This window comes from Streptomyces sp. NPDC006261, assembly GCF_040613515.1.
In the GTDB taxonomy this organism is placed as follows: domain Bacteria; phylum Actinomycetota; class Actinomycetes; order Streptomycetales; family Streptomycetaceae; genus Streptomyces.
The window spans coordinates 53052-72743 of the sequence record NZ_JBEXSI010000013.1; the positions used below are offsets into that span (position 1 = coordinate 53052).

20 protein-coding genes, 1 tRNA gene and 4 pseudogenes are annotated in these 19692 nt (G+C 71.7%); 13 read left to right on the forward strand and 12 right to left on the reverse strand.

Annotated elements, in window-relative coordinates:
• Window positions 1-127: 127 nt before the first annotated feature.
• Entirely contained in the window at window positions 128-1783 is a 1656-nt protein-coding gene (cdgB, locus tag ABZ154_RS10795) for a diguanylate cyclase CdgB (RefSeq protein ID WP_356831088.1), read from the reverse strand.
• 465 nt (window positions 1784-2248) lie between these two features.
• On the opposite strand from cdgB, the gene ABZ154_RS10800 reads away from it, so the two are divergent.
• Window positions 2249-2755 (forward strand): flavin reductase family protein, encoded by a 507-nt coding sequence (locus tag ABZ154_RS10800; protein ID WP_356831090.1) that lies wholly within the window; start codon window positions 2249-2251, stop codon window positions 2753-2755.
• A gap of 54 nt (window positions 2756-2809) precedes the next feature.
• Here ABZ154_RS10800 and arfB read toward each other — a convergent pair whose 3' ends face one another.
• Window positions 2810-3244: an alternative ribosome rescue aminoacyl-tRNA hydrolase ArfB gene (gene arfB, locus ABZ154_RS10805; RefSeq protein WP_073877027.1), complete on the reverse strand. Its 435-nt coding sequence runs from the start codon at window positions 3242-3244 to the stop codon at window positions 2810-2812.
• A 205-nt stretch (window positions 3245-3449) separates the two neighbouring features.
• On the opposite strand from arfB, the gene ABZ154_RS10810 reads away from it, so the two are divergent.
• Window positions 3450-4025 carry a TerD family protein gene (locus ABZ154_RS10810; protein WP_073877025.1) on the forward strand — a complete coding sequence of 192 codons (576 nt, stop codon included), beginning with the start codon at window positions 3450-3452 and terminating at the stop codon, window positions 4023-4025.
• Window positions 4026-4318: 293 nt separating this feature from the next.
• Here the strand turns inward: ABZ154_RS10810 and ABZ154_RS10815 are convergent, their stop codons facing one another.
• The 3 genes from ABZ154_RS10815 to ABZ154_RS10825 all read right to left on the reverse strand — a co-directional run bounded on the left by ABZ154_RS10815 (window position 4319) and on the right by ABZ154_RS10825 (window position 7681).
• On the reverse strand, window positions 4319-5755 hold the full coding sequence (locus ABZ154_RS10815; protein WP_356831093.1) for a M1 family metallopeptidase: 1437 nt from the start codon (window positions 5753-5755) through the stop codon (window positions 4319-4321).
• Window positions 5756-5856: 101 nt separating this feature from the next.
• Window positions 5857-7047, reverse strand: a complete 1191-nt coding sequence (locus ABZ154_RS10820) for a YncE family protein (protein WP_356831095.1) — start codon at window positions 7045-7047, stop codon at window positions 5857-5859.
• A 76-nt stretch (window positions 7048-7123) separates the two neighbouring features.
• Window positions 7124-7681 (reverse strand): heme-binding protein, encoded by a 558-nt coding sequence (locus tag ABZ154_RS10825; RefSeq protein ID WP_356831269.1) that lies wholly within the window; start codon window positions 7679-7681, stop codon window positions 7124-7126.
• Between the two features lie 242 nt (window positions 7682-7923).
• On the opposite strand from ABZ154_RS10825, the gene ABZ154_RS10830 reads away from it, so the two are divergent.
• The 3 genes and pseudogenes from ABZ154_RS10830 to ABZ154_RS10840 form a co-directional block, all read left to right on the forward strand.
• A complete protein-coding gene (locus ABZ154_RS10830) occupies window positions 7924-9198 on the forward strand; it encodes a sensor histidine kinase (RefSeq protein WP_356831097.1) in 1275 nt (424 codons plus the stop codon).
• Window positions 9195-9842: a response regulator transcription factor gene (locus ABZ154_RS10835; RefSeq protein ID WP_356831099.1), complete on the forward strand. Its 648-nt coding sequence runs from the start codon at window positions 9195-9197 to the stop codon at window positions 9840-9842. The genes ABZ154_RS10830 and ABZ154_RS10835 overlap by 4 nt, the downstream gene beginning before the upstream one ends.
• A gap of 198 nt (window positions 9843-10040) precedes the next feature.
• A pseudogene (locus ABZ154_RS10840) lies at window positions 10041-10199 on the forward strand (methyltransferase); the annotation flags it as partial.
• 30 nt (window positions 10200-10229) lie between these two features.
• Here the strand turns inward: ABZ154_RS10840 and ABZ154_RS10845 are convergent.
• Window positions 10230-10811: a hypothetical protein gene (locus tag ABZ154_RS10845; protein ID WP_356831101.1), complete on the reverse strand. Its 582-nt coding sequence runs from the start codon at window positions 10809-10811 to the stop codon at window positions 10230-10232.
• Between the two features lie 57 nt (window positions 10812-10868).
• Complete coding sequence (locus ABZ154_RS10850; protein ID WP_356831103.1) at window positions 10869-11114, reverse strand: hypothetical protein; 246 nt, start codon at window positions 11112-11114, stop codon at window positions 10869-10871.
• A 99-nt stretch (window positions 11115-11213) separates the two neighbouring features.
• Between ABZ154_RS10850 and ABZ154_RS10855 the strand changes: the two genes are divergently transcribed.
• Window positions 11214-11711 carry a hypothetical protein gene (locus ABZ154_RS10855; RefSeq protein ID WP_356831105.1) on the forward strand — a complete coding sequence of 166 codons (498 nt, stop codon included), beginning with the start codon at window positions 11214-11216 and terminating at the stop codon, window positions 11709-11711.
• Window positions 11712-11729: 18 nt separating this feature from the next.
• On the opposite strand, the gene ABZ154_RS10860 is transcribed toward ABZ154_RS10855, so the two are convergent.
• On the reverse strand, window positions 11730-12431 hold the full coding sequence (locus ABZ154_RS10860; protein ID WP_356831107.1) for a pentapeptide repeat-containing protein: 702 nt from the start codon (window positions 12429-12431) through the stop codon (window positions 11730-11732).
• Between the two features lie 73 nt (window positions 12432-12504).
• Between ABZ154_RS10860 and ABZ154_RS10865 the strand changes: the two genes are divergently transcribed.
• A complete protein-coding gene (locus ABZ154_RS10865) occupies window positions 12505-12777 on the forward strand; it encodes a zinc-binding dehydrogenase (protein WP_356831111.1) in 273 nt (90 codons plus the stop codon).
• Window positions 12778-12796: 19 nt separating this feature from the next.
• Here the strand turns inward: ABZ154_RS10865 and ABZ154_RS10870 are convergent, their stop codons facing one another.
• Window positions 12797-13291, reverse strand: coding sequence for a GNAT family N-acetyltransferase (locus ABZ154_RS10870; RefSeq protein ID WP_356831113.1), 495 nt, complete (start codon window positions 13289-13291; stop codon window positions 12797-12799).
• A gap of 35 nt (window positions 13292-13326) precedes the next feature.
• On the reverse strand, window positions 13327-14292 hold the full coding sequence (locus ABZ154_RS10875) for an aminoglycoside phosphotransferase family protein (RefSeq protein WP_356831115.1): 966 nt from the start codon (window positions 14290-14292) through the stop codon (window positions 13327-13329).
• 76 nt (window positions 14293-14368) lie between these two features.
• Between ABZ154_RS10875 and ABZ154_RS10880 the strand changes: the two are divergent.
• Both ABZ154_RS10880 and ABZ154_RS10885 read left to right on the forward strand, forming a co-directional pair.
• Window positions 14369-14581: pseudogene (locus ABZ154_RS10880) on the forward strand (rhomboid-like protein); the annotation flags it as partial.
• Window positions 14582-14670: 89 nt separating this feature from the next.
• Window positions 14671-16071 carry an FAD-dependent oxidoreductase gene (locus ABZ154_RS10885; protein WP_356831117.1) on the forward strand — a complete coding sequence of 467 codons (1401 nt, stop codon included), beginning with the start codon at window positions 14671-14673 and terminating at the stop codon, window positions 16069-16071.
• A 4-nt stretch (window positions 16072-16075) separates the two neighbouring features.
• Here ABZ154_RS10885 and ABZ154_RS10890 read toward each other — a convergent pair.
• Window positions 16076-16165 (reverse strand): annotated as a pseudogene (locus tag ABZ154_RS10890) (sortase); the annotation flags it as partial.
• Window positions 16166-16397: 232 nt separating this feature from the next.
• Here ABZ154_RS10890 and ABZ154_RS10895 point away from each other — a divergent pair.
• Window positions 16398-16779 (forward strand): annotated as a pseudogene (locus ABZ154_RS10895) (hypothetical protein).
• 16 nt (window positions 16780-16795) lie between these two features.
• Here ABZ154_RS10895 and ABZ154_RS10900 read toward each other — a convergent pair.
• Window positions 16796-16869, reverse strand: a tRNA-Thr gene (locus tag ABZ154_RS10900).
• 176 nt (window positions 16870-17045) lie between these two features.
• Between ABZ154_RS10900 and ugpC the strand changes: the two genes are divergently transcribed.
• The 3 genes from ugpC (at window position 17046) to ABZ154_RS10915 (ending at window position 19638) form a co-directional block, all read left to right on the forward strand.
• On the forward strand, window positions 17046-18182 hold the full coding sequence (ugpC, locus tag ABZ154_RS10905) for a sn-glycerol-3-phosphate ABC transporter ATP-binding protein UgpC (protein ID WP_356831119.1): 1137 nt from the start codon (window positions 17046-17048) through the stop codon (window positions 18180-18182).
• Window positions 18183-18407: 225 nt separating this feature from the next.
• On the forward strand, window positions 18408-18821 hold the full coding sequence (locus tag ABZ154_RS10910) for a hypothetical protein (RefSeq protein ID WP_015610303.1): 414 nt from the start codon (window positions 18408-18410) through the stop codon (window positions 18819-18821).
• Between the two features lie 97 nt (window positions 18822-18918).
• The gene (locus ABZ154_RS10915; RefSeq protein ID WP_356831121.1) at window positions 18919-19638 is read left to right on the forward strand and encodes a nucleotidyltransferase family protein; all 720 of its coding nucleotides are present in this window, start codon (window positions 18919-18921) and stop codon (window positions 19636-19638) included.
• Window positions 19639-19692 lie beyond the last annotated feature (54 nt).

Here is a 19692-nt window from a genome sequence, read left to right on the forward strand (position 1 = left end):
ACCATGTCGCCAGCCGTCGCCGACCGGCCGAGCCTACCTCGAACGGAGCACAGCCCGAATTGCGATCACGGACCGGGCGGGGCCGGGGAGACGGGTACGGGGTAGGGGTGCCAAGCGGCGGTGAACGTCAGCCGGCCCTGCGGTGAACCTTCGACCGCGACCGCTTCTCGACGTACATCCGCTGGTCGGCGGAGCGCAGGACCTCTTCCACGCTCATCCCGCACTCTGCCCAGCCGATGCCGAAGCTCGCCCCGACCCGGACGGCACGCCCGTCGACCCTTATAGGCGGAATGATGGCATTTCGCAGACGTACGGCCAGGTCAGCGGCGTCCGCCGCCCCGAGGCCGTCCGCGAGAACGACGAATTCGTCACCTCCGAGCCGGGCGACGGTGTCGCCGTCCCGGACGCAGGCGGACAGCCGACGCGCGACCTCTATGAGCACCGCGTCACCCGTGTGGTGGCCGAAGCGGTCGTTGATGGACTTGAAGCCGTCGAGGTCGCAGAAGAGGACCGCGAGCCCCTTCGTGCCGTCGTCGTGCTCCGCGTCGGGGGCGAGCGTGTGCACGTGGTGGTCGTAGAGCCCGCCGCCGGGCGCGGCCTCCCCCTCGTACCCGTCGGCCTGGTAGCCGTGGGTGAGGGACGACTCGACGTCCCCGTACGCCGCGTCCAGCGCCTCGATCGCGGTCGCGGCCGGGGAGTTCGGCCGCTCGCAGATCCGGGCACTGAGGCGGGACTTCAGCTCGGCGCTGTTGGGCAGCCCGGTCAGGGCGTCGTGGGATGCGCGGTGGGCGAGGTTCAGCTCGTGGCGCTTGCGCTCCTCTATGTCCTCGACGTGGGTGAGGAGGAAGCGCGGCCCGTCGGCGGTGTCGGCTACCACCGAGTTGCGCAGGGAGACCCAGAGGTAGGTCCCGTCCCGCCGCGCGAGCCGCAGCTCCGCCCGGCCGCCCTCGGCCGAGGTCCGCAGCAGGGTGCCGATGTCCTCGGGGTGGACCAGGTCGGCGAAGGAGTACCGGCGCAGGACGGAGGCGGGGCGGCCGAGCAGCCGGCACAGGGCGTCGTTGGTGCGCAGCAGCCGGCCGTGCTGGTCACCGCCCATCTCGGCGATGGCCATCCCGCTGGGCGCGTACTCGAAGGCCTGGCGGAAGGACTCCTCGCTGGCCCGCAGCGCCTGCTGTTCGCGCTCCAGCCGGACCAGTGCGCGCTGCATGTTTGCTCGCAGTCGAGCGTTGCTGATCGCAATGGCGGCCTGGGAGGCGTACATCTGGAGCGCTTCGCGCCCCCATGCGCCGGGGCGGCGCCCGTTGCGCGGCCGGTCGACGGATATGACCCCGAGGAGGTCCCGTCCGCCCCCGGAGGCGTACATCGGGGCGTAGAGCCGGTCCAGCGGGTGCCACTCGTCCTCGAACCGGGGCTCGGGGCCCTCGGTGTGCCACTGCGGTACGTCGTCGTCGAGCAGGACCCAGCCCTCGGTGTGCGGGATGAACCGCAGCTGGTCCCAGGCCTCGCCCATGGTCAGCCGGCGGTCCCAGGAGGCGCGGGAGCCGACGCGGCCGGTGATCAGGGCCTCGGCGGCGGCGTTGCCCGCGAAGGCGGCGATGACGAGGTCACCGTCGGGCCGGACCAGATTGACGCAGCCCAGCTCGTATCCGAGACCGGTGACGATGCCGTCCGCCACGGTCTGCAGCGTGTCCGCCAGACTCCGCGCCGTGTTGAGATCAGCGACGGCCTGGTGCAGCTGCCGCATGGTCGCAAGGCGGACGTAGGGTTCCGACTCGGCCTCCATCGCTCGCACTCCCCGAGACCTCGACAGCAACTCCAGGTTTCATATCGACGTACTTGTTGCAGTGTCACGGCCACTGAATCACAGTGAGCTGTGCACCCGGTACACAGGGTCAGCAGAAAATGGACTCTGTGACTCAAGTCACAACAGATGGTTCAGGTGTTGAGGGTGACTCTTCGGGCGTTCTGTCGTTTTCCTGGCGCAAATCCGGCCACGCGTATTCGGCCAAGGCGGGCAAGGCGGGCAAGGCAGGCAACGGGCAACGGGCAACGCGGCCGGGGCTCGACGGGGCTCGACGGGGCTCGACGGGACTGGATGCGGCACCCGGACGGCACTCGGACCGGAGTCCTAGGACCCGACTGGTCCCCTGGCCCGATGCCCCGGGCGGTCGCGCACGGTTAGCGTTCCGGTGTGCTGCAGACGACTCCCGCCACCCCGCCCCCCGAGCCCATCCCCCATGCTGAGGGGGTGAGCAACGACGAGTTCCGCGCAGCACTCGCGCGGCTGGCCGCCGGAGTGGTGCTGGTCACCGCCCAGGAGCCGCCGCTCGACGAGGAGGGCCGCGGCGAGGACGTCGGGATGACGGCCACCGCCTTCATGTCCGTGTCCCTGGACCCGCCCCTGGTGATGGTGAGCCTGCGCAACGGCTCCCGGATGGACGACCTGCTCGACGAGCAGCCCCTGTGGGCCGTCTCCGTGCTGGCGGCGAGCCAGCGGCAGATCGCGGGGCGGTTCGCCATGAAGGGCCGGATCAGCGACCGGCTGCTCTTCCAGGACCTGGCGTACACGCGGGGCGAGGTGACGCACGCGCCGCTGATCGACGGGGCGCTGGCGACACTGGAGTGCCGTACGGAACAGCGCGTGGTGGCCGGAGACCACACCCTGGTGATCGGGCGCGTGCTGACGGCGGAACTGCCGAGCCCGGACGGGGACCCGCTGACGTACTTCAAGGGGCGCTACCGGCAGCTGGGCTGAACGGACCCCGAGGGTGCTACCGGCCGCTGGGGTGACGGGGCGTGGAGCCCGCCGTCACCAGTCCCGGCCCGAGCGGCCGCGCTTGGTGTCGCCGCGCTGCTTCTTCTCGCGCAGCCTGCGCTCGTTGATCCCGCGCGGGATCTTGCGCTTGATGCGCGGCTTGGGCGGCGGCGCCGTGGCCTCGGCCAGGAGCGCGGCGAGCCGGACGGCGGCCGTCTCGCGGTTGCGCCACTGGGAGCGGTGCTCGGAAGCCCGTACGGAGATCACCCCGCCCACCAGCCTGCCCGCCAGCCGCTCCAGCGCCCGCGCCTTCCACACCTCGGGGAACGCGTCGGTCGCCGCGAGGTCGAAGCGCAGCTCCACCTGGGAGTCGCTGGTGTTGACGTGCTGGCCTCCGGGCCCGGAGGAGCGCGAGAAACGCCACATGAGCTCGGCCTCCGGGAGGGAGACCGAGCCGCGGATGACATAGGGCCCGGACATGACACCCATGTTCCCCGTCCCGCACCCGGTTCGTCACCTTCTTTTGCGCCTGAGGCCGCTTCAGAAGGGCTCGGAGGAGGTCTCTTCAGGAGGAAGTTCGGCAAAGAAAGTAAAGAGAACAGGAACCTCATGGTCTGCTGACTGCGTTAGGACGGGTGACGGTAGCTTTCGTGATGGCACGAATGCCCGCACACGACGAGGAAAGGGACTTCCCATGGCTGTAAGCCTGTCCAAGGGCGGCAACGTCTCGCTCACCAAGGAGGCCCCGGGCCTGACCGCCGTCACGGTCGGCCTCGGCTGGGACGTCCGCACCACCACCGGCACCGACTTCGACCTCGACGCCTCGGCGATCGCGGTCAACGCGGCCGGCAAGGTCGTCTCCGACGGTCACTTCGTCTTCTTCAACAACAAGTCGACGCCGGACCAGACCATCGTGCACACCGGTGACAACGTCACCGGTGAGGGCGAGGGCGACGACGAGCAGATCAACGTCAACCTGGCGGGCCTGCCGGCCGACGTGGACAAGATCGTCTTCCCGGTCTCGATCTACGACGCCGAGACCCGCAGCCAGAACTTCGGCCAGGTCCGCAACGCGTACATCCGCATCCTCAACCAGGCAGGCGGCGCCGAGATCGCCCGCTACGACCTGAGCGAGGACGCCGCCACCGAGACCGCCATGGTCTTCGGCGAGCTCTACCGCAACGGTGCCGAGTGGAAGTTCCGCGCGGTCGGTCAGGGTTACGCCTCCGGCCTCAGCGGCATCGCCCGCGACTTCGGCGTCAACCTCTGACCCGAACGCTCGACATCTCCACGGGAGCCCCCGGCCGCGTCTGCGGCCGGGGGCTCCCGTGCGTGCGGGCGCGTGACCTGCCGTCAACTCACGTGGACGGCACCGTGTAGAGCACAGCGACGTCACGCCACTCCACCGACTACCGGGCACCCGGGGGCCCCGGTCGGACAAGGGCTGGTCAAAAACTTGTGAGGTCATCGTCGGCACGCCGTCAACTGCGCTCATTCGGTGGCACGCTCTTTGCCGTAGTCCCCCACAGGACGACCTGGAGCGGGGTCAACGTCACGTAGCCATCACCGCTGGGTACGGGAAGCCGGTCGGTCCTCCACGGGCGGCCGGCTGTCCCCGTGCAGCCAGGCGTCCCACAGCTCGGTGAGGTCCTGGCCCGTCTCCTTCTCCACGTACGCGGTGAAGTCACCGGTCGAGGCGTTCTGGTGCCGGTGCGCCTTCGTCCATCCCCTGACCAGGGCGAAGAACGCCGCGTCGTCGATCGCGAGCCGGATCCGGTGGACGACCATCGCGCCCCGCCCGTAAACCGGCGGATCGAACAGATCGGCGGCGCCCGGTGGATCGGCGGGCGGGAACGCCCAGTTGGCGTCGTCCGCGTACGCCGTCTCGAAGCTCTCCTGGACCGGTACGTCGTCGTGGTCGGCGGCCCAGAGCCACTCCGCGTAGGTGGCGAAGCCCTCGTTGAGCCACAGGTCCCGCCAGGTCGCGGGGGTGACGGAGTTCCCGAACCACTGGTGGGCCAGCTCGTGGACGAGGAGCCCGGTGTCGGGCGGGCCGGGGAAGACAGGCCGGTTCTGGGTCTCCAGCGCGTATGTGGAGTCGCCCTTCCGCTCGACGATCGCCCCCGCGGAGGTGAAGGGATAGGGGCCGAACTTCTCCGCCGACCACTTCAGTAGGGCCGGGATCTCCTCCAGTACGTCCTTGCTCGCGACGGCCGACTCCGGGTCGACGGCGGTGAACAGCCGGATGCCCTCGGGCGTGACCGACTCCCGGGTGGTGAACCGGCCCACCGCGACGGTCGCCAGATAGCTCGCCATCGGTTCGGTGGTGCGCCACCGGTAGGCGGTACGGCCGCCGGCGATGCTCCGGGACACCAGCTCCCCGTTGGAGACGGCCGCGAGTCCTTCCGGAACGGTGACCTCGATGTCGTACGCGGCCTTGTCGCTCGGGTGGTGGTTGCCGGGGAACCAGGCCATGGAACCGGACGGCTCACCGAGGGCGACCGCGCCGTCCGCCGTCCGCAGCCAGCCCTCCTTGCCGCCGTCCGCGTCGGTGAGAGCCTGCGGGGAGCCGGAGTAGCGCACGACGGTGGTGAACGTGCGCCCCTTGCGCAGCCGGTCCTCCACCGCGGCGCCCGGACGGATCGTCAGCTCCTTGCCCGCCCGGTTCACGGACGCCCGGCGCCCCTCAACGGTGACGCCCGCGACATCGAGCCCGGCCAGGTCGAGGTGGAAGGCGCTCAGGTCCTGGGTGGCGCGCGCGGTGATCGTGGCCGTGCCGCGCAGCCTGTTGGCGGCCGGGTCGACGTCGAGCTCCAGGCCGTAGTGGGTGACGTCGTAGCCGCCGTTGCCGAGCCCCGGGAAGTACGGATCGCGCAGCCCGACCGCGCCCGGGGAGCCCTCGACCCCGCCGGAGCAGCCCGCGCCGGGGAGGGCGAGGGCGAGGAGGAGGGCGACGGCGGGGGCGGTGCGTCGGCGGGGGGCCGGGGGGCGGTGGTTCACCGGTCGATCCTAGGTGGCGGGTCCGGTGCGGTGCCGTGGCAGTGGACCCTGGACCGTGGGAGGAGCCGCCCGCCCCGGGGGACGGGCGGACGGCTCCCGCCTCAGAGGACGGCGATACCGAGGGGTCGGTTGCCTGCTTCCAGCCGGACCGGCTTGTTCTTCTCGTCGTTCAGGTCGACGACGGTGATCCCGTTCCAGTGGCCGTCGCGGGTGAACCCGCCGGTGACGTAGGCGGTTCGGCCGTCCGCCGACACCGCCACGTCTTCGTGCGGCCCGTCCAGCGGGACGACCCGCTCCTTGCCGCCGGGGGTGCGGACGGTGAGCGAGGGCTCCTCGTCGTCCGCACCGATCGGGCCGGTGCCGACGACGAGGAGGGCGCCGTCGGGGGCGAGTGCCGCGCCGTGCTGGTGGGTGTTCGCGGTCATGCGTTCGACGGTCGCCTCGCCGGTGCGCGGGTCGAGGACCGCGAGCCGCTCCCCCTCGAACGGCAGCAGCAGCTTGCCGTCCTGAGGGCGTACGACGGCGTAGTGCGGCTTCAGCCAGGAGCCGAGCCCGCCCTCGGTGCCGTAGGGGGCGACCTCCATGCGCCGGGCCCGCAAGGTGTCCGCGTCCACCACCGTCACGTCGAAGGAGTCGTGTCCGGTGGCGTACACCTCGCGGCCGTCCGGTGAGACGTCCACGTCGAAGGGGCGGCGGCCGACCGGAACGGTCCCGGTGACCTCGCGGGTCGCGGTGTCGATGACCTCCACCGTGCCGTTGCCACCGGGCACGTTGACCCCGACGTAGACGTGCCGGCCGTCGGGGGCCAGGGCGATGCCCATGCCCCCGCCGCGGTACTCGCCGGTGGTGACCGGCCCGGTCTCCGTCCCGTACGGGATGAGCGCGAGCCGGGTCCGCCGCTGCGTGTCCACGACGGCGACGCCTTCGGCGGTGGCGACCCAGGCGCGCCCGTCCTCGCCGACGACGAGCCCGTAGGGGGCGGTGCCGACCTCGACGGAGGCGATGGGGGCGCCGCCCTCCCCGGACCCGTCCCGTCCTCGGTCGACGAAGGTCACGGTGTCGCTCCCGAAGTCGGCGACGAGGAGGGTGCCTTGCGGGGTGGGGCCGGCGGGGGCGCGGGAGGGGTCCGGGGCGGCGGTCGCGGCCGTTCCGGTCGTTGCGGGCGCGGTCGTTGCGGGCGCGGTCGTTCCCGTCGCGTCCGGGGAGGCCTCCGTCGTGCCGGTCGCACACCCGGCGAGGACGGCGGCCGCGGCGAGCACCAGCGTGAGGCCGCGCGCTGGGAAGGCGTTCATGGACCTCTCCGTTCCGTGCGTACGAACGCACGTGCCTGGGTGCCGCGCGCGCCTGCGCGCCTGGGTGCCTGCGTGCCTACCGGGCGAGGGCCGCGACGCCCGCCTGGGCGAACTTCTCGTCGAGGTCGCCGCTGGGCGCGCCCGCCACGCCGATGCCCGCCACGGGGGCGCCCTTGACCTGCACCGGGGCACCGCCCGCGAGGAACAGGGTGCCGGGGATGTCCTTCAGGTTCGGGGCCTGCTCCAGGCGTCCCGCCAGCTCGGAGGTGGGGGCGTTCCAGGAGACGGCGGTGTACCCCTTCTTCACGGCCGACTCGGGGGACTGGGGGCCCGCGCCGTCCCCCCGCAGCGTGACGATGGTGTTGCCGTTGCGGTCGACGACGGCGACCGAGACGCGCTGGTTCTCCTTCTTCGCCGCGTCCAGCGTGGCCTGCGCGGCCTTGGTGGCTGCGGCCACGGTGAGGTGGGTGCTCTGCTGGAGGTTGCGGTTGTGCGTGTCGGCATTGACCGCGGCGGCGGGGGCGGCGGCCGGGGCGGAGGCGCTCGCGGAGACGGCGCCGAAGGTCCCGGCCCCGAGGGCGGCGACGGCGACGGTACCGGTGAGGACGCGGGCACGCAGCGACAGCTTCTTCATGGTGGCTCCGTAGGTGTTGGGCGGCCCGGGAGGGCCGGGTGTTTCGCTCTCTGCCATCGATCCTCCCTGCGGACCCGGCCCCGTACGGTCGACGTACCGGCTGCAACGGGCGCGCGGGACGGCTGACGCCCCTGTCAGCCGATCGGTTGATGCGGGGGTGGCCGGGCCGGGCCACGATGGAGTGATCTGAGCAGGTCGACGCAGGACAACCGGGTCCGGCGACACGGAACGCGAGGTAAGTGGTGGACGGCAGCGATCCGCGGGACGCGGAAAGGGACGGGCCCACCGGCCCCGACCCCGACGCCCGCTGGCTCGCGCTCCTCATGCACGCCGCGTTCTTCCTGCTCCTGGGCGCCTCGCTGGCCCGGTTCCTGATGCGCCACCCCGGCGAGGCCCGCACGCCGTGGATCATCGCGCTGTCGGTCGCCCTGGCGGTGCTCTACCTCCTGGGGCCCGTCCTCGGCTCGCGCCCCACCCCTCGCCGGCTCACCTGGCTCGGGGTCCTCGTCCTCGTCTGGATGGTGCTGGTCGTCCTCGCGCCGAGCTTCGCGTGGTGCGCGGTGCCGCTCTTCTACACCGGACTGCGCATCCTGCCGCCGCGCGCGGCCCTCGCGCTGGTCGCCCTGCTGACCGGCTTCGTGGTGGCCGCCCAACTGCGCCTGGCCACCGGATTCGACCCGAACCTGGTGCTGGCCCCGCCCGCCGTGGCGGCCGTCGCGACGGCCGTCTTCGTCCATATGCAGCGGCAGGCCGTACGCCAACGGGAACTGGCGGCCCGCCGGCGCGAGCTGATCGACGACCTGCTGCGCACCCGGCGCGAACTGGCCGCCACCGAGCGGCGTGCGGGGACCCTCGCCGAGCGCCAGCGGCTCTCCATGGAGATCCACGACACCCTCGCGCAGGGTCTGTCCAGCCAGCAGATGCTGCTCCAGGCGGCCGACCGCACCTGGACCACCGACCCGGACGCCGCCCGCCGCCACGTCCGTACGGCCACCGGCATCGCGGAACGCAACCTCGCCGAGGCCCGCCGCTTCGTCCACGACCTGGCGCCGGCCGACCTGGCGGAGGGCGGCGGCCTGGAGGCGGCCCTGCACGCACTTGCGGCCCGCGAGACGGCCCAGGGGCAGGGAACACCCACCGTCCGCTGCCATGTGGAGGGCACCCCGCACGCCCCGCTGCCGGACCGGGTGCAGTCCGCCCTGCTGCGCATCGCCCAGGGGGCCCTCGCCAACGTACGGGAGCACTCCGGGGCCACCGGCGCGGGGCTGACGCTGACCCACCTGGACGACCGGGTGGTCCTGGACGTCGGTGACAACGGCCGCGGCTTCACGGTGGGCCAGGCCGGCCCACGTGACGAACATGCCGTACGAGGTCATGGGCTCCCAGCGATGCGGGCCCGCGTGCACCAGCTCGGCGGAACGCTGAGGATCGAGTCGGCACCGGGCGAGGGCACGGTGCTCTCGGCCGAGATCCCGCTCGCGCCCACCGCCCTCACCACCCCGGAGGACCCCACGTGAGCGGCAAAGCAACCCCGCCCCCCGCGCCCGTACGCATCCTCCTCTGCGACGACCACGCGGTCGTCCGCGCCGGCCTCCTGGCCCTCCTCGGCAGCGAACCGGACATCGAGGTCGTCGGCGAGGCGGGCAGCGGCGAGGAGGCCGTGGCGCTCGCCGCCCGCCTCACCCCGGACGTCGTCCTCATGGACCTCCAGCTCGGTGCGGGCATCGACGGCGTCGAGGCGACCCGCCGCATCGCCGCCGACGGCACGGTCCACGTCCTGGTGCTGACCACGTACGACACCGACGCCGACATCACCCGCGCCATCGAGGCCGGCGCCACCGGCTACCTGCTGAAGGCGGAACGCCCGGAGGAACTCTTCGCCGCCATCCGCTCGGCCGCCCAGGGCCGCACCACGCTCTCGGCCCCCGTCGCCAGCCGGGTCATGGCCCGGATGCGCAGCCCCCGCCCCACCCTCACCGACCGGGAGCGCGACATCCTGGCCCAGCTCTCCCAGGGCCTCGGCAACCGCGACATCGCACGCGCCCTGTTCATCAGCGAGGCCACGGTCAAGACCCACCTGGGCCGCATCTACGACAAGCTCGGCGTCGACACCCGCGCGGGAGCGGTGTCGGTGGCGAAGGAGCAACGGCTGCTGCCGTAGACGCCGGCGGGACGGGCCCACGGACCGAAGGAACATTCGTCCAGGACGGACGCGCCGAAGTCCGCGAGGTAGAAGCATGCGCAGGCAGCGGAGGGGACCCGTCCCCCTGGGCCGGGATGCCGAGAACGGCTGGGAGGTCTGCCATCTCGACGCTTTCCTCACGAGGCGGGCTGCAGGAGCCCCGCCGATGTCTCCATCTACCCGAGCGACCTCAACATGCTGGTCGACGTGGGCGGCAGGGAGCGCACCCGCGAGGACTTCGCGGAGGTGTGCCGCCGCGGCGGCCTGACCCTCACGGCGATCACCCCACTCACGGCGGCCACACCGTTCCACCTCATCGCAGCGGTGTCCGACTGACGACGCCGTGCGACTCTCCCGCCTCCGGGATCAGCGCTCGCCGAACACCGCGTCGGCGGTGGGCGCGGTGATGGCCCGCTCGAACCACACATCGAGTACCGCGAGGTCCGTGCAGGCGGTGACGCGCTGCCGTGCCTCGTCCGGGACGGACACACCGCGCACCGTGAGAATCCGCAGAATGTCCCCGGCCCGTCCTTCGACGCGGCCTTCGACGCGGCCTTCATCGCGGAAGCTCTCGGCGACGATGCCGCGGAAGTGACTGAGACCAGTGCCCATCAGGTTCCTCCAGATCTCACGGGCCCGGGTGGCTCCCAGACCCGCCTCGGTGAATTCGGCGAAGACCGCTGCGGCATCGGCGTCCATGGCCAGGAGCGCCTTGGCGAGAGCCTCCAGTATGGCAGCGATGTCGCGATCGTTACTATGAGTGATCGCGGAGAGAACGGCCATCGGGATGTCGTCCGCCGCCCTGGTGGCGTCCGTGACCATGGGCACGTTGTGCGGCCCGAGCACAAGGGGGTAGGCGACCAGGCTCGGGCGGCTCTCCAGGCCGATGCGGATGGGCTCGGCCGCCCACTCCGCCGTCCCCTTGTCCCGGCAGACGACCAGCAGCACGCACGGGTAGCGGAACTTCGCGTAGAGGTGGGCGAGGTAGTAGGCCCAGCTGCTCCGCTAGTCCGGGTCCTTCTTGCCCTGGGCCTCGATCGCCAGCAGGAGGCAGTCGCCACCGGCCAGCTCGATGCGCAGCAGGGTGTCCACGTGCCGTTCGAGCGGTCTGATCTCCGTGAGATCCGTGTCCATGAGCGACACCGCGACGGGCTCCGGGAAGGGGATGCCCAAGGTGCGGAAGGCACTCGCGAACAAGCCCGGATTCTCCTGGAAGATCCGGTGATGAGCCTCGTGAGGCGAACTGACCATATGTCGGAGGCTAGATACTGTCGGCATATGCCATATCCATATCCGGCTCGCTTCATCCGATCGTGTCAGCCCCACCCCCGGGCATGACACCATCGATCCGTGCTCGACATCGGCTACTCCCTCTCCCGCCGCTTCCCCGACCCCCCGCAGACCGACTACCGCCGCGCGGACGTCCGCGCGCTGCGGCACGATCTGTTCTCCGGCGACGTCTACCTCGCGGACACCAAGGCGGACCGCGAGGTGTCCACAGCCTGGGGATGGGTTCCGGTGCTCGACTTCGCGTGGGCGCTGTGCGACATCGTCGAGCAGATCGACCAGGACCCCCGCGGCAACCGCTCGCACCGGCGGCAGTACGCGGAGCTGGACTTCACCGAGTCCTCGGACGTCATGATCTTCGAGCGGCGCTTCGGCTGGGTCGACGTCGAGGCGGACTGGATGCCCGGCGACGAGCCCCCGCTCACCTTCAGCCACTCCCTGCTGCGCCGCGAGGCCCGTGACTTCCTGCACGACCTGATCGCCGACCTGGCCGACCTGCACGACGGCCTCGCCGACAACCCCGTGATCTGGGACCTCCAGGCCCGCTTCCCCCGTATGTGACCGCCTCCCGCGGCCCCCTCAGCCCTCCACCCGCACCCCGATCTGCGCCGCGAACGCCGGGGCCAGCTCCATCAGCTGCGCCGGGCTGATCACCGCACCCGCCAGCCGCTCCACACCCCGCGCGATGTCCAGCTCGGCCACCGTCCGCAGGTCCACGGACTCCATCCGCACCGCGCTGAAGTCGGCCCGCTTCAGCACGCAGTCCCGGAACTCCACCCGCACCAGGTGCGCCTCACCGAAGTCGGGCTCGGAAAGCACACACCCCTCGAAGACCACGTCCTTCAGCCGGGCCTTGCGCAGATTCAGGTAGTCGATCTTCCCGCCGCGCACCACCACCCGCTCCAGCACCGCCCCGTGCAGCTGCACCCCGCCCAGCCGCGCGTCCACCACCTCCACGTCCCGCAGCGACGCCCCCGCGAGATCGGTGCCCACGCCCCGTACGCCCGTCAGCATCGAGTCCATGAAACGGGCCCGCGCCAGCCCCGTACGGTCCAGGGCGCAGCCGTCCAGCGCGCAGTCCATGAACCGCGCGCCCGCCCCCGACGCGTCCGCGAGATCGACCCCGTCGAACCGCACCCCGTCGTAGTCGCCGTCCGGCTCCAGGCCCTCGCCGGCGAACGGAAGAAGCGGCGGGAGCCGCACGTCCGGGCGGCGAGCCGCCGCGACGGTGTCTTTCTTGGTCCCGGCCGACCTGGTCGTCCTGCCCGCGCTCGATGCCATGCCCCCATCGTGACGTACCCCACTGACAACGCCCCACGACCTCCGGTCACGCGGACCGATGTCAGACGGCCGGATGTCACGCGCCACCCCCTCCGATCCGTCGCGTCATCGAAAGGCGAAGGAGTTCCAGCCATGGAGCGCATTTACAGCAACACCGGCACCCGTACGCCCGGCGAACTGGCCCGTAGCGGACCGGTCGTACACCCTGGAGACCCACGCCCTCACCGAGGCGGCCGCCGGCCGGCTGCGCCCCGCCGTCCAGCGCTACCCACTCGCCGATGCGGCCGCCGCCCACCGCGCCCTGGAGACGCGAGGCACGATCGGCAAGGTGGTGCTGGAGCCGTAACGCCGTACGCCGCCGGACCTCAGGCCCCCAGACGATCGCCCGCCGTCCCCAGCCGCGCCAGCGCCCCGTCCGTCAGCCGGTACACCGTCCACTCGTCCTGCGGCCGCGCGCCCAGGGACTCGTAGAACGCGATGGACGGAGCGTTCCAGTTCAGCACCGACCACTCCAGCCGCTCGTACCCGCGCTCCACACAGATCCGCGCCAGCTCCGCAAGCAGCGCCTTGCCATGCCCGCCGCCGCGCCGGTCCGGGCGGACGTACAGGTCCTCCAGGTAGATGCCGTGCACCCCGCGCCAGGTGGAGAAGTTCAGGAACCACAGGGCGAAGCCGACCACCTCGCCGCCGCCGTCGGCCGTCGCCACATGTGCGTAGGCGGCGGGCCGCTCGCCGAACAGCGCCTCCCTCAGCTGCTCCTCGGAGGCGACCACCTCGTCGAGAGCCTTCTCGTACGCGGCGAGTTCACGCACCAGGGCGTGCAGGACAGGGACGTCGTCAGGCGTAGCGGTACGGATCATGGGGTCAGCGTAGACAGTCCTCCCCGGCGCACCCCTCACCGCATCCGCAGCAACCGCCGCGCGATCTCCGCATGGTCCGGCGCCAGTTCACGCTCCCCGTCCCCGACCGCCCACACCGCGTTCTGGAGCACCCGCCCCAGCGTCCAGGCCCGCGCCCGCCCCCGGTCCCGGTCCATGCCCAGCGCCTCCGTCAACGCGTCGAACCGCCACACCACCTCCCCGGCGTCGAACAGGTTGTCCAGCGCAGGGAACAGCTCGAACCCCGGGTCCCCCACCAGCGGCTTGGGGTCGAGCGCCACCCACTCCCCCGCACGCCCCGCGTCCGCACGCCCCGCCAGGATGTTGTCGTAGTGCAGGTCCCAGTGGAGCAACCGGTCCCCCGGCTCGCCCGCCACCTCCCGCACCGCCGCCGCGCAGTCCGCGAGCAGCCGCCGCTCCGAGGCGTCGGCCAGCCGCCCCACCGCATCCGGAGCCGCCGCCAGCATCCGCTCCACCGCACGGCCCAGCGTGCGCAGCCCCTCCGGCGCGGGCACCGCCGCCAGCCGGGCCAGCACCCCACCGAGCACCGTCACCGCGCGCCGGGCATCGGCCACCCCACCCACGAGGCGGCTCCCAGCGGGAACCCCGCCGCCCCCGGCCACCCACGACAACGGCCGCCCCTCGTCCAGCCGTTCCAGCAGCAGCGCCCCCGTCCCCGGGTCGTGGCCGAGCACCCCCACGGCCCCGGCCCCCGCCGCACCCCACGCCCGCAGCGCGACCGGCTCGCCCACCGTCTCCTCGTCCACCAACTGGAGCTTCAGCGCGGCCGGCACCCCGTCCGCCTCCCGCACCACCGGCAGGACCAGCGCGCACATGCCGTACATCGCGGACCCGTCCCGCCGCAGCCCCCACTCCTCCAGGAACCGGCCGGCGAGGCCCGGCAGCGCGGCGACGAAGGCCCGCCCGGCCGCCCCGTTGTATGCGTACTGAGTGGCGATCAGTTCGTCCGGGATGTCCATCACGCCTGGATCCTAGAGGCGTAGCGTCAGTCGGACCACGCCCCGGAAACAGCCGGGCCCCACCGCCGTACGCCACCGGGTCACCACCGCCCCCGGCACGTACACCTGGCTGACGGTCCTCTTCGTCACCGCCGTCGTCCTGCACCGGATGTCGCCCGCCGAACACCGGCTCGGCACCCTGCGCCGGCGCGCCGTCGCCGCCGCCGCGCACGTCGAGGCCGCCCTGGTCGGTGAGGAGGTCCTCGCCTGGGCCATCCGGCAGGACCAGGCCCCTCAGTCGGCCGCCAACACCCGCCGCGCAGTAACGTCACGCCACACATACGCTCGGCATCACACCGGGCACCGGACACCGGCACACCGGACAGGGACACCAGGGGCATCATGAGCACCGTCAGTACCGTCAACGGCGGCATATCGTTCTGGTACGCGCAGGAGGGCACACCGGCCCCCCGCGAACCCCTCCCCGGCGACGCGAGCGCCGACGTCTGCATCGTCGGCGGCGGCTACACGGGGCTCTGGACCGCGTACTACCTGAAGAAGGCCGTCCCCTTCCTCAACATCACCGTGCTGGAGGCCAAGTTCTGCGGTTACGGGGCCTCCGGCCGCAACGGCGGCTGGCTGTACAACGGCATCGCGGGCCGCGAGCGGTACGCCGAGCTGCACGGCCACGACGCCGCCGTACGGCTCCAGAAGGCGATGAACGAGACGGTCGGCGAGGTCGTCCGGGTGGCCGCCGAGGAGAAGATCGACGCCGACATCCACCAGGGCGGCGTCCTGGAGATCGCCCACACCCCGGCGCAGCTCGCCCGCCTCAAGGACTTCCACAGCGTCGAGATCGCCTTCGGAGAGAGTGACCGGGTCCTGCGCGGCGCCCGCGAGACCGCCGAGCGCGTCCACGTCACCGGGGCCGTCGGCTCCACCTGGACCCCGCACGGCGCCCGCCTCCACCCCGCCAAGCTGGTCAAGGGCCTCGCGGACGCCGTCGAGGCGCTCGGCGTCACCATCCACGAGTCGACACCGGTCACCGAGATCAAGCCCAAGCACGCCGTCACCCCGTACGGCACGGTCCGCGCCCCCTACATCCTGCGCTGCACCGAGGGCTTCACGGCGGGCCTCAAGGGGCTCAAGCGGACCTGGCTACCGATGAACTCCTCCATGATCGCCACCGAACCCCTCCCCGCCCGCATCTGGGACACCATCGGCTGGGAGGGCCGCGAGACCCTCGGCGACATGGCCCACGCCTACCTCTACGCCCAGCGCACCGCCGACGACCGCATCGCGATCGGCGGCCGCGGCTACCCCTACCGCTACGGCTCCGCCACCGACAACGACGGCCGCACCCAGCCCGCCACCATCACCGCCCTGCGCGACCTGCTGGTCCGCCTCTTCCCCACCACGGCGGGCGTCCGCATCGACCATGCCTGGTCCGGCGTCCTCGGCGTCCCCCGCGACTGGTGCGCCACCGTCACCCTGGACCGCTCCACGGGGCTCGGCTGGGCGGGCGGGTACGTCGGCTCCGGCGTCGCCACCGCCAACCTCGCCGCCCGCACCCTGCGCGACCTGATCCAGCAGGACTCCGGCCAGGCGGGCCCCACCGACCTGACGGCCCTCCCCTGGGTCAACCACAAGGTCCGCCGCTGGGAGCCCGAACCCTTCCGCTGGCTCGGCGTCCACGGACTGTACGCCGCCTACCGCGCCGCCGACCGCCGCGAGACGACCTCACCGCGCCCCGGCACCGACCCGATCGCGAAGGCGGCGGACCGCATCTCGGGCCGTCACTGACCTGCTAGGACTTCTCCTCCGCGACCAGCACGCCCACCTTGTCGATCCGGTGCTCGGGGTTGCCGAGGCCGTCACGCCAGAAGTTCCCGGCCGCGGTCCGGGATCTGTTCGGGAGGGGCGTGCCGGTGGGGGTAGCGGCCTGCGCGGCGGTACAGGACCTCTGCCGCCTCGCCGACGAACCGCCCGACCGCTGCCTTCCCCGTGGGAGATCGCGGAATTCACGGAGAGCGGCCGCACGACACGGGCGAAAGCCGGCCCCAGCTGATCGCCACCCCGTAGGCAGGCAGAACCAGGCAAGGCCACCCCACCCATCGCCGGAGCCCCCCATGGAACCGAACGACGCCACCTCATTCCTGGCGACCTGCAGCCACACCCACCTCTTCCCAGGAGCCCGCTGCCGCCTCCAGGGCCTGCCCGACCCCGCCGCCTCTGCAGCGACCCCGCACCCGGTCGACGTCTACCTGCGCTTCCCCGACGGAGCGGCCACGGACGCGGAACTGCGCACGGAGACCCCGGCGGGCCCGGTCCTCAAGGTCCCGGCGTACACGACCGGCGCGGGCACGGGCTGTCGACGCCCACACATGGACCGTCCGCGCATGCGCGGGAGCGGGTGAAGAGGCAGAGCTGACGATCGGCGCAAAGAGCGCGGCCCAGGCTCCTGGATCACCGCGACGAACCAACAAAAAGCCCAGGCCAGAACGGACCTGACCTGGGCTTCACGCTGGGCCCCCTGTCGGATTCGAACCGACGACCTACGCATTACAAGTGCGTTGCTCTGGCCAGCTGAGCTAAGGAGGCGTGCCGGAGCAGTGTAACCAACCGCGCACCCGCCCGTTCCCGTTTTTCCTGTGCCCCGGACTACTGACAGATCGGGAAAGGCCAGGTAGCGTCACGGCAGGTTCACTCAAGTGGACCAGACCACTCCCTACTCGGATCGTCCGGCACGTTCCTGCCGGTGGAGGAGAAGATTCAGCATGGCCAGTGTCACGTTCGACAAGGCGTCCCGCGTCTACCCCGGCTCCACGAAGCCGGCTGTGGACCAGCTCGAGATCGACATCGCGGACGGTGAGTTCCTCGTCCTCGTCGGTCCTTCCGGTTGTGGCAAGTCGACCTCCCTGCGCATGCTCGCGGGTCTCGAGGACGTCAACGGTGGTGCCATCCGCATCGGTGACCGAGACGTCACGCACCTGCCGCCGAAGGACCGGGACATCGCCATGGTGTTCCAGAACTACGCGCTCTACCCGCACATGTCCGTCGCGGACAACATGGGCTTCGCGCTGAAGATCGCCGGTGTGAACAAGACCGACATCCGGGCGAAGGTCGAAGAGGCCGCCAAGATGCTGGACCTCACCGACTACCTGGACCGCAAGCCGAAGGCGCTCTCCGGTGGTCAGCGTCAGCGTGTGGCGATGGGCCGGGCCATCGTGCGGGAGCCGCAGGTCTTCCTCATGGACGAGCCGCTGTCGAACCTCGACGCCAAGCTCCGCGTCTCCACGCGTACGCAGATCGCCTCGCTGCAGCGCCGCCTCGGCATCACCACCGTGTACGTCACCCACGACCAGGTCGAGGCCCTCACCATGGGCGACCGGGTCGCGGTGCTGAAGGACGGGCTGCTGCAGCAGGTCGACTCGCCGCGCAACATGTACGACCGCCCGGCGAACCTCTTCGTCGCCGGCTTCATCGGCTCCCCCGCGATGAACCTCGTCGAGGTCCCGATCACCGACGGTGGCGTCAAGTTCGGCAACAGCGTCGTCCCGGTCTCGCGTGAGGCGCTGTCCGCCGCGGCGGACCGCGGTGACACGACCGTCACGGTCGGCATCCGCCCCGAGCACTTCGACATCGTCGAGCACGGTGGCGCCGCCGCGAAGGCCCTGACCAAGGACTCCTCGGACCGGCCGGCCGGTCTCGCCGTCTCCGTGAACGTCGTCGAGGAGCTCGGCGCCGACGGGTTCGTCTACGGTGCCGCGCAGGTCGCCGGCGAGCACCAGGACCTGGTCGTCCGTGTCGGTGGCCGTGCCGTGCCGGAGAAGGGCACGGAGCTGCACGTCGTGCCGCGCCCGGACGAGCTGCACGTCTTCGCGACGTCGACCGGTGAGCGCCTCACCAACTGACGCCCTCACATCGCTCGGCCCCGCGTTCCCCTTCAAGGAGGGCGCGGGGCCGTTTGCGTGGCGCGGGGCGTGTTTGGGTTTCGGTGCGAGGCGGCGTCAAATACCCCGGCAGACAGGGCATTTCCCCCTGGTTCGTCAACCCGGCATTCGAAAGGACGCGTCGAACCATCCCCCGGGGGAGTGACGAAAGGTCACCAAGCCACCACCGACCGCTACGCTCGCTGCGTGACCCACACCGCTCGGCGCATCGGCCGATCCTTCGCCCTCGTCCTGCCCGTCGTCATGGTGCTCTCCGGGACCCTCGCGGTCACCAGCGTTCCGTGGGCGGCAACGGACAATGACTCCACGCTGCTGGCCGCCTCCTCGGAGACCGTGTCCAAGCCGGCGAAGCCCCGCGCAGCCCAGGACATCCTGCGCGACAAGCTGCTCGTCGAGCTCCAGGAGAAGGACCCGGGCACCGCGCTCACGGGCCTCCAGCGTGCCGTCGAGCAGCGCCCGTCGCTGGCCCGCCACTGCATGTCGATCGCGCGGGCGCTCGGCAAGGCCGCGGTCGAGCAGTACGGCCCGACGCGCGCGCAGCGCTTCTCCCGCCCCGTCTGCGACACCTCGTTCGCCTCGGGGGTCGCTCAGTTCAGCTGAGCCGAGCCGTTCGGAGCCGTGCGGAGCTGCCGTTGCCCTGCCACTGTCGGGCGGCGGCAGCCGCTGCTGCGTGCGGGCACCGCATATCGTGCGTGCCATGCATACGTATCCGACGCAGGCCGTGATCCTCGCCGGTGGCCAGGGGTCGCGGCTGCGGCCGTACACCGATGACCGCCCGAAGCCGATGGTCGAGATCCCGGGTACCGGGACTCCGATCATCGGCCATCAGCTTTCCTGGCTGGCTGCCGAGGGCGTGAGCGACGCCGTGGTCTCCTGCGGGCATCTCGCCGAGGTGCTCCAGGAGTGGCTGGAGTCCGCCGTGCTGCCGCTGCGGGTCACGACCGTGGTGGAGGAGGAGCCGTTGGGCCGTGGCGGCGGGCTGAAGTACGCGGCGCAGCGGCTGCCCGACCCGGAGCAGCCCTGGTATGCCACCAACGGGGACATCTGGACGCGATTCTCGTTGCGCGAGATGGCCGCGTTCCACGCGGAGCGTGACGCCACGGCCACGCTGGCTCTCGCCCGGCCCCGGATTCCGTGGGGTGCGGTGGAGACGGACGCGTTCGGCCACATCACGGACTTCATCGAGTCGCCGCCTTCGCCGTATCTGATCAATGCGGGCGTGTACGTGTTCTCCCCCGCCTTCACGGGGATGCTGCCGGATCAGGGCGACCATGAGCGGACGACGTTCCCGCGGCTGGCACGCGAGCGGCGGCTGGCGGGATATCCGCTGCCTCACGGGGCGTACTGGCGGGCGATCGACACGGCGAAGGACCTGACCGAGGCGGCGCGTGAGCTGGGGGCTCAGGGCGGCAGCTGACCCGTACGGCACGAGGGGCGGCCCCCACCCGAAGCCGGGTGGGGGCCGCCCCTC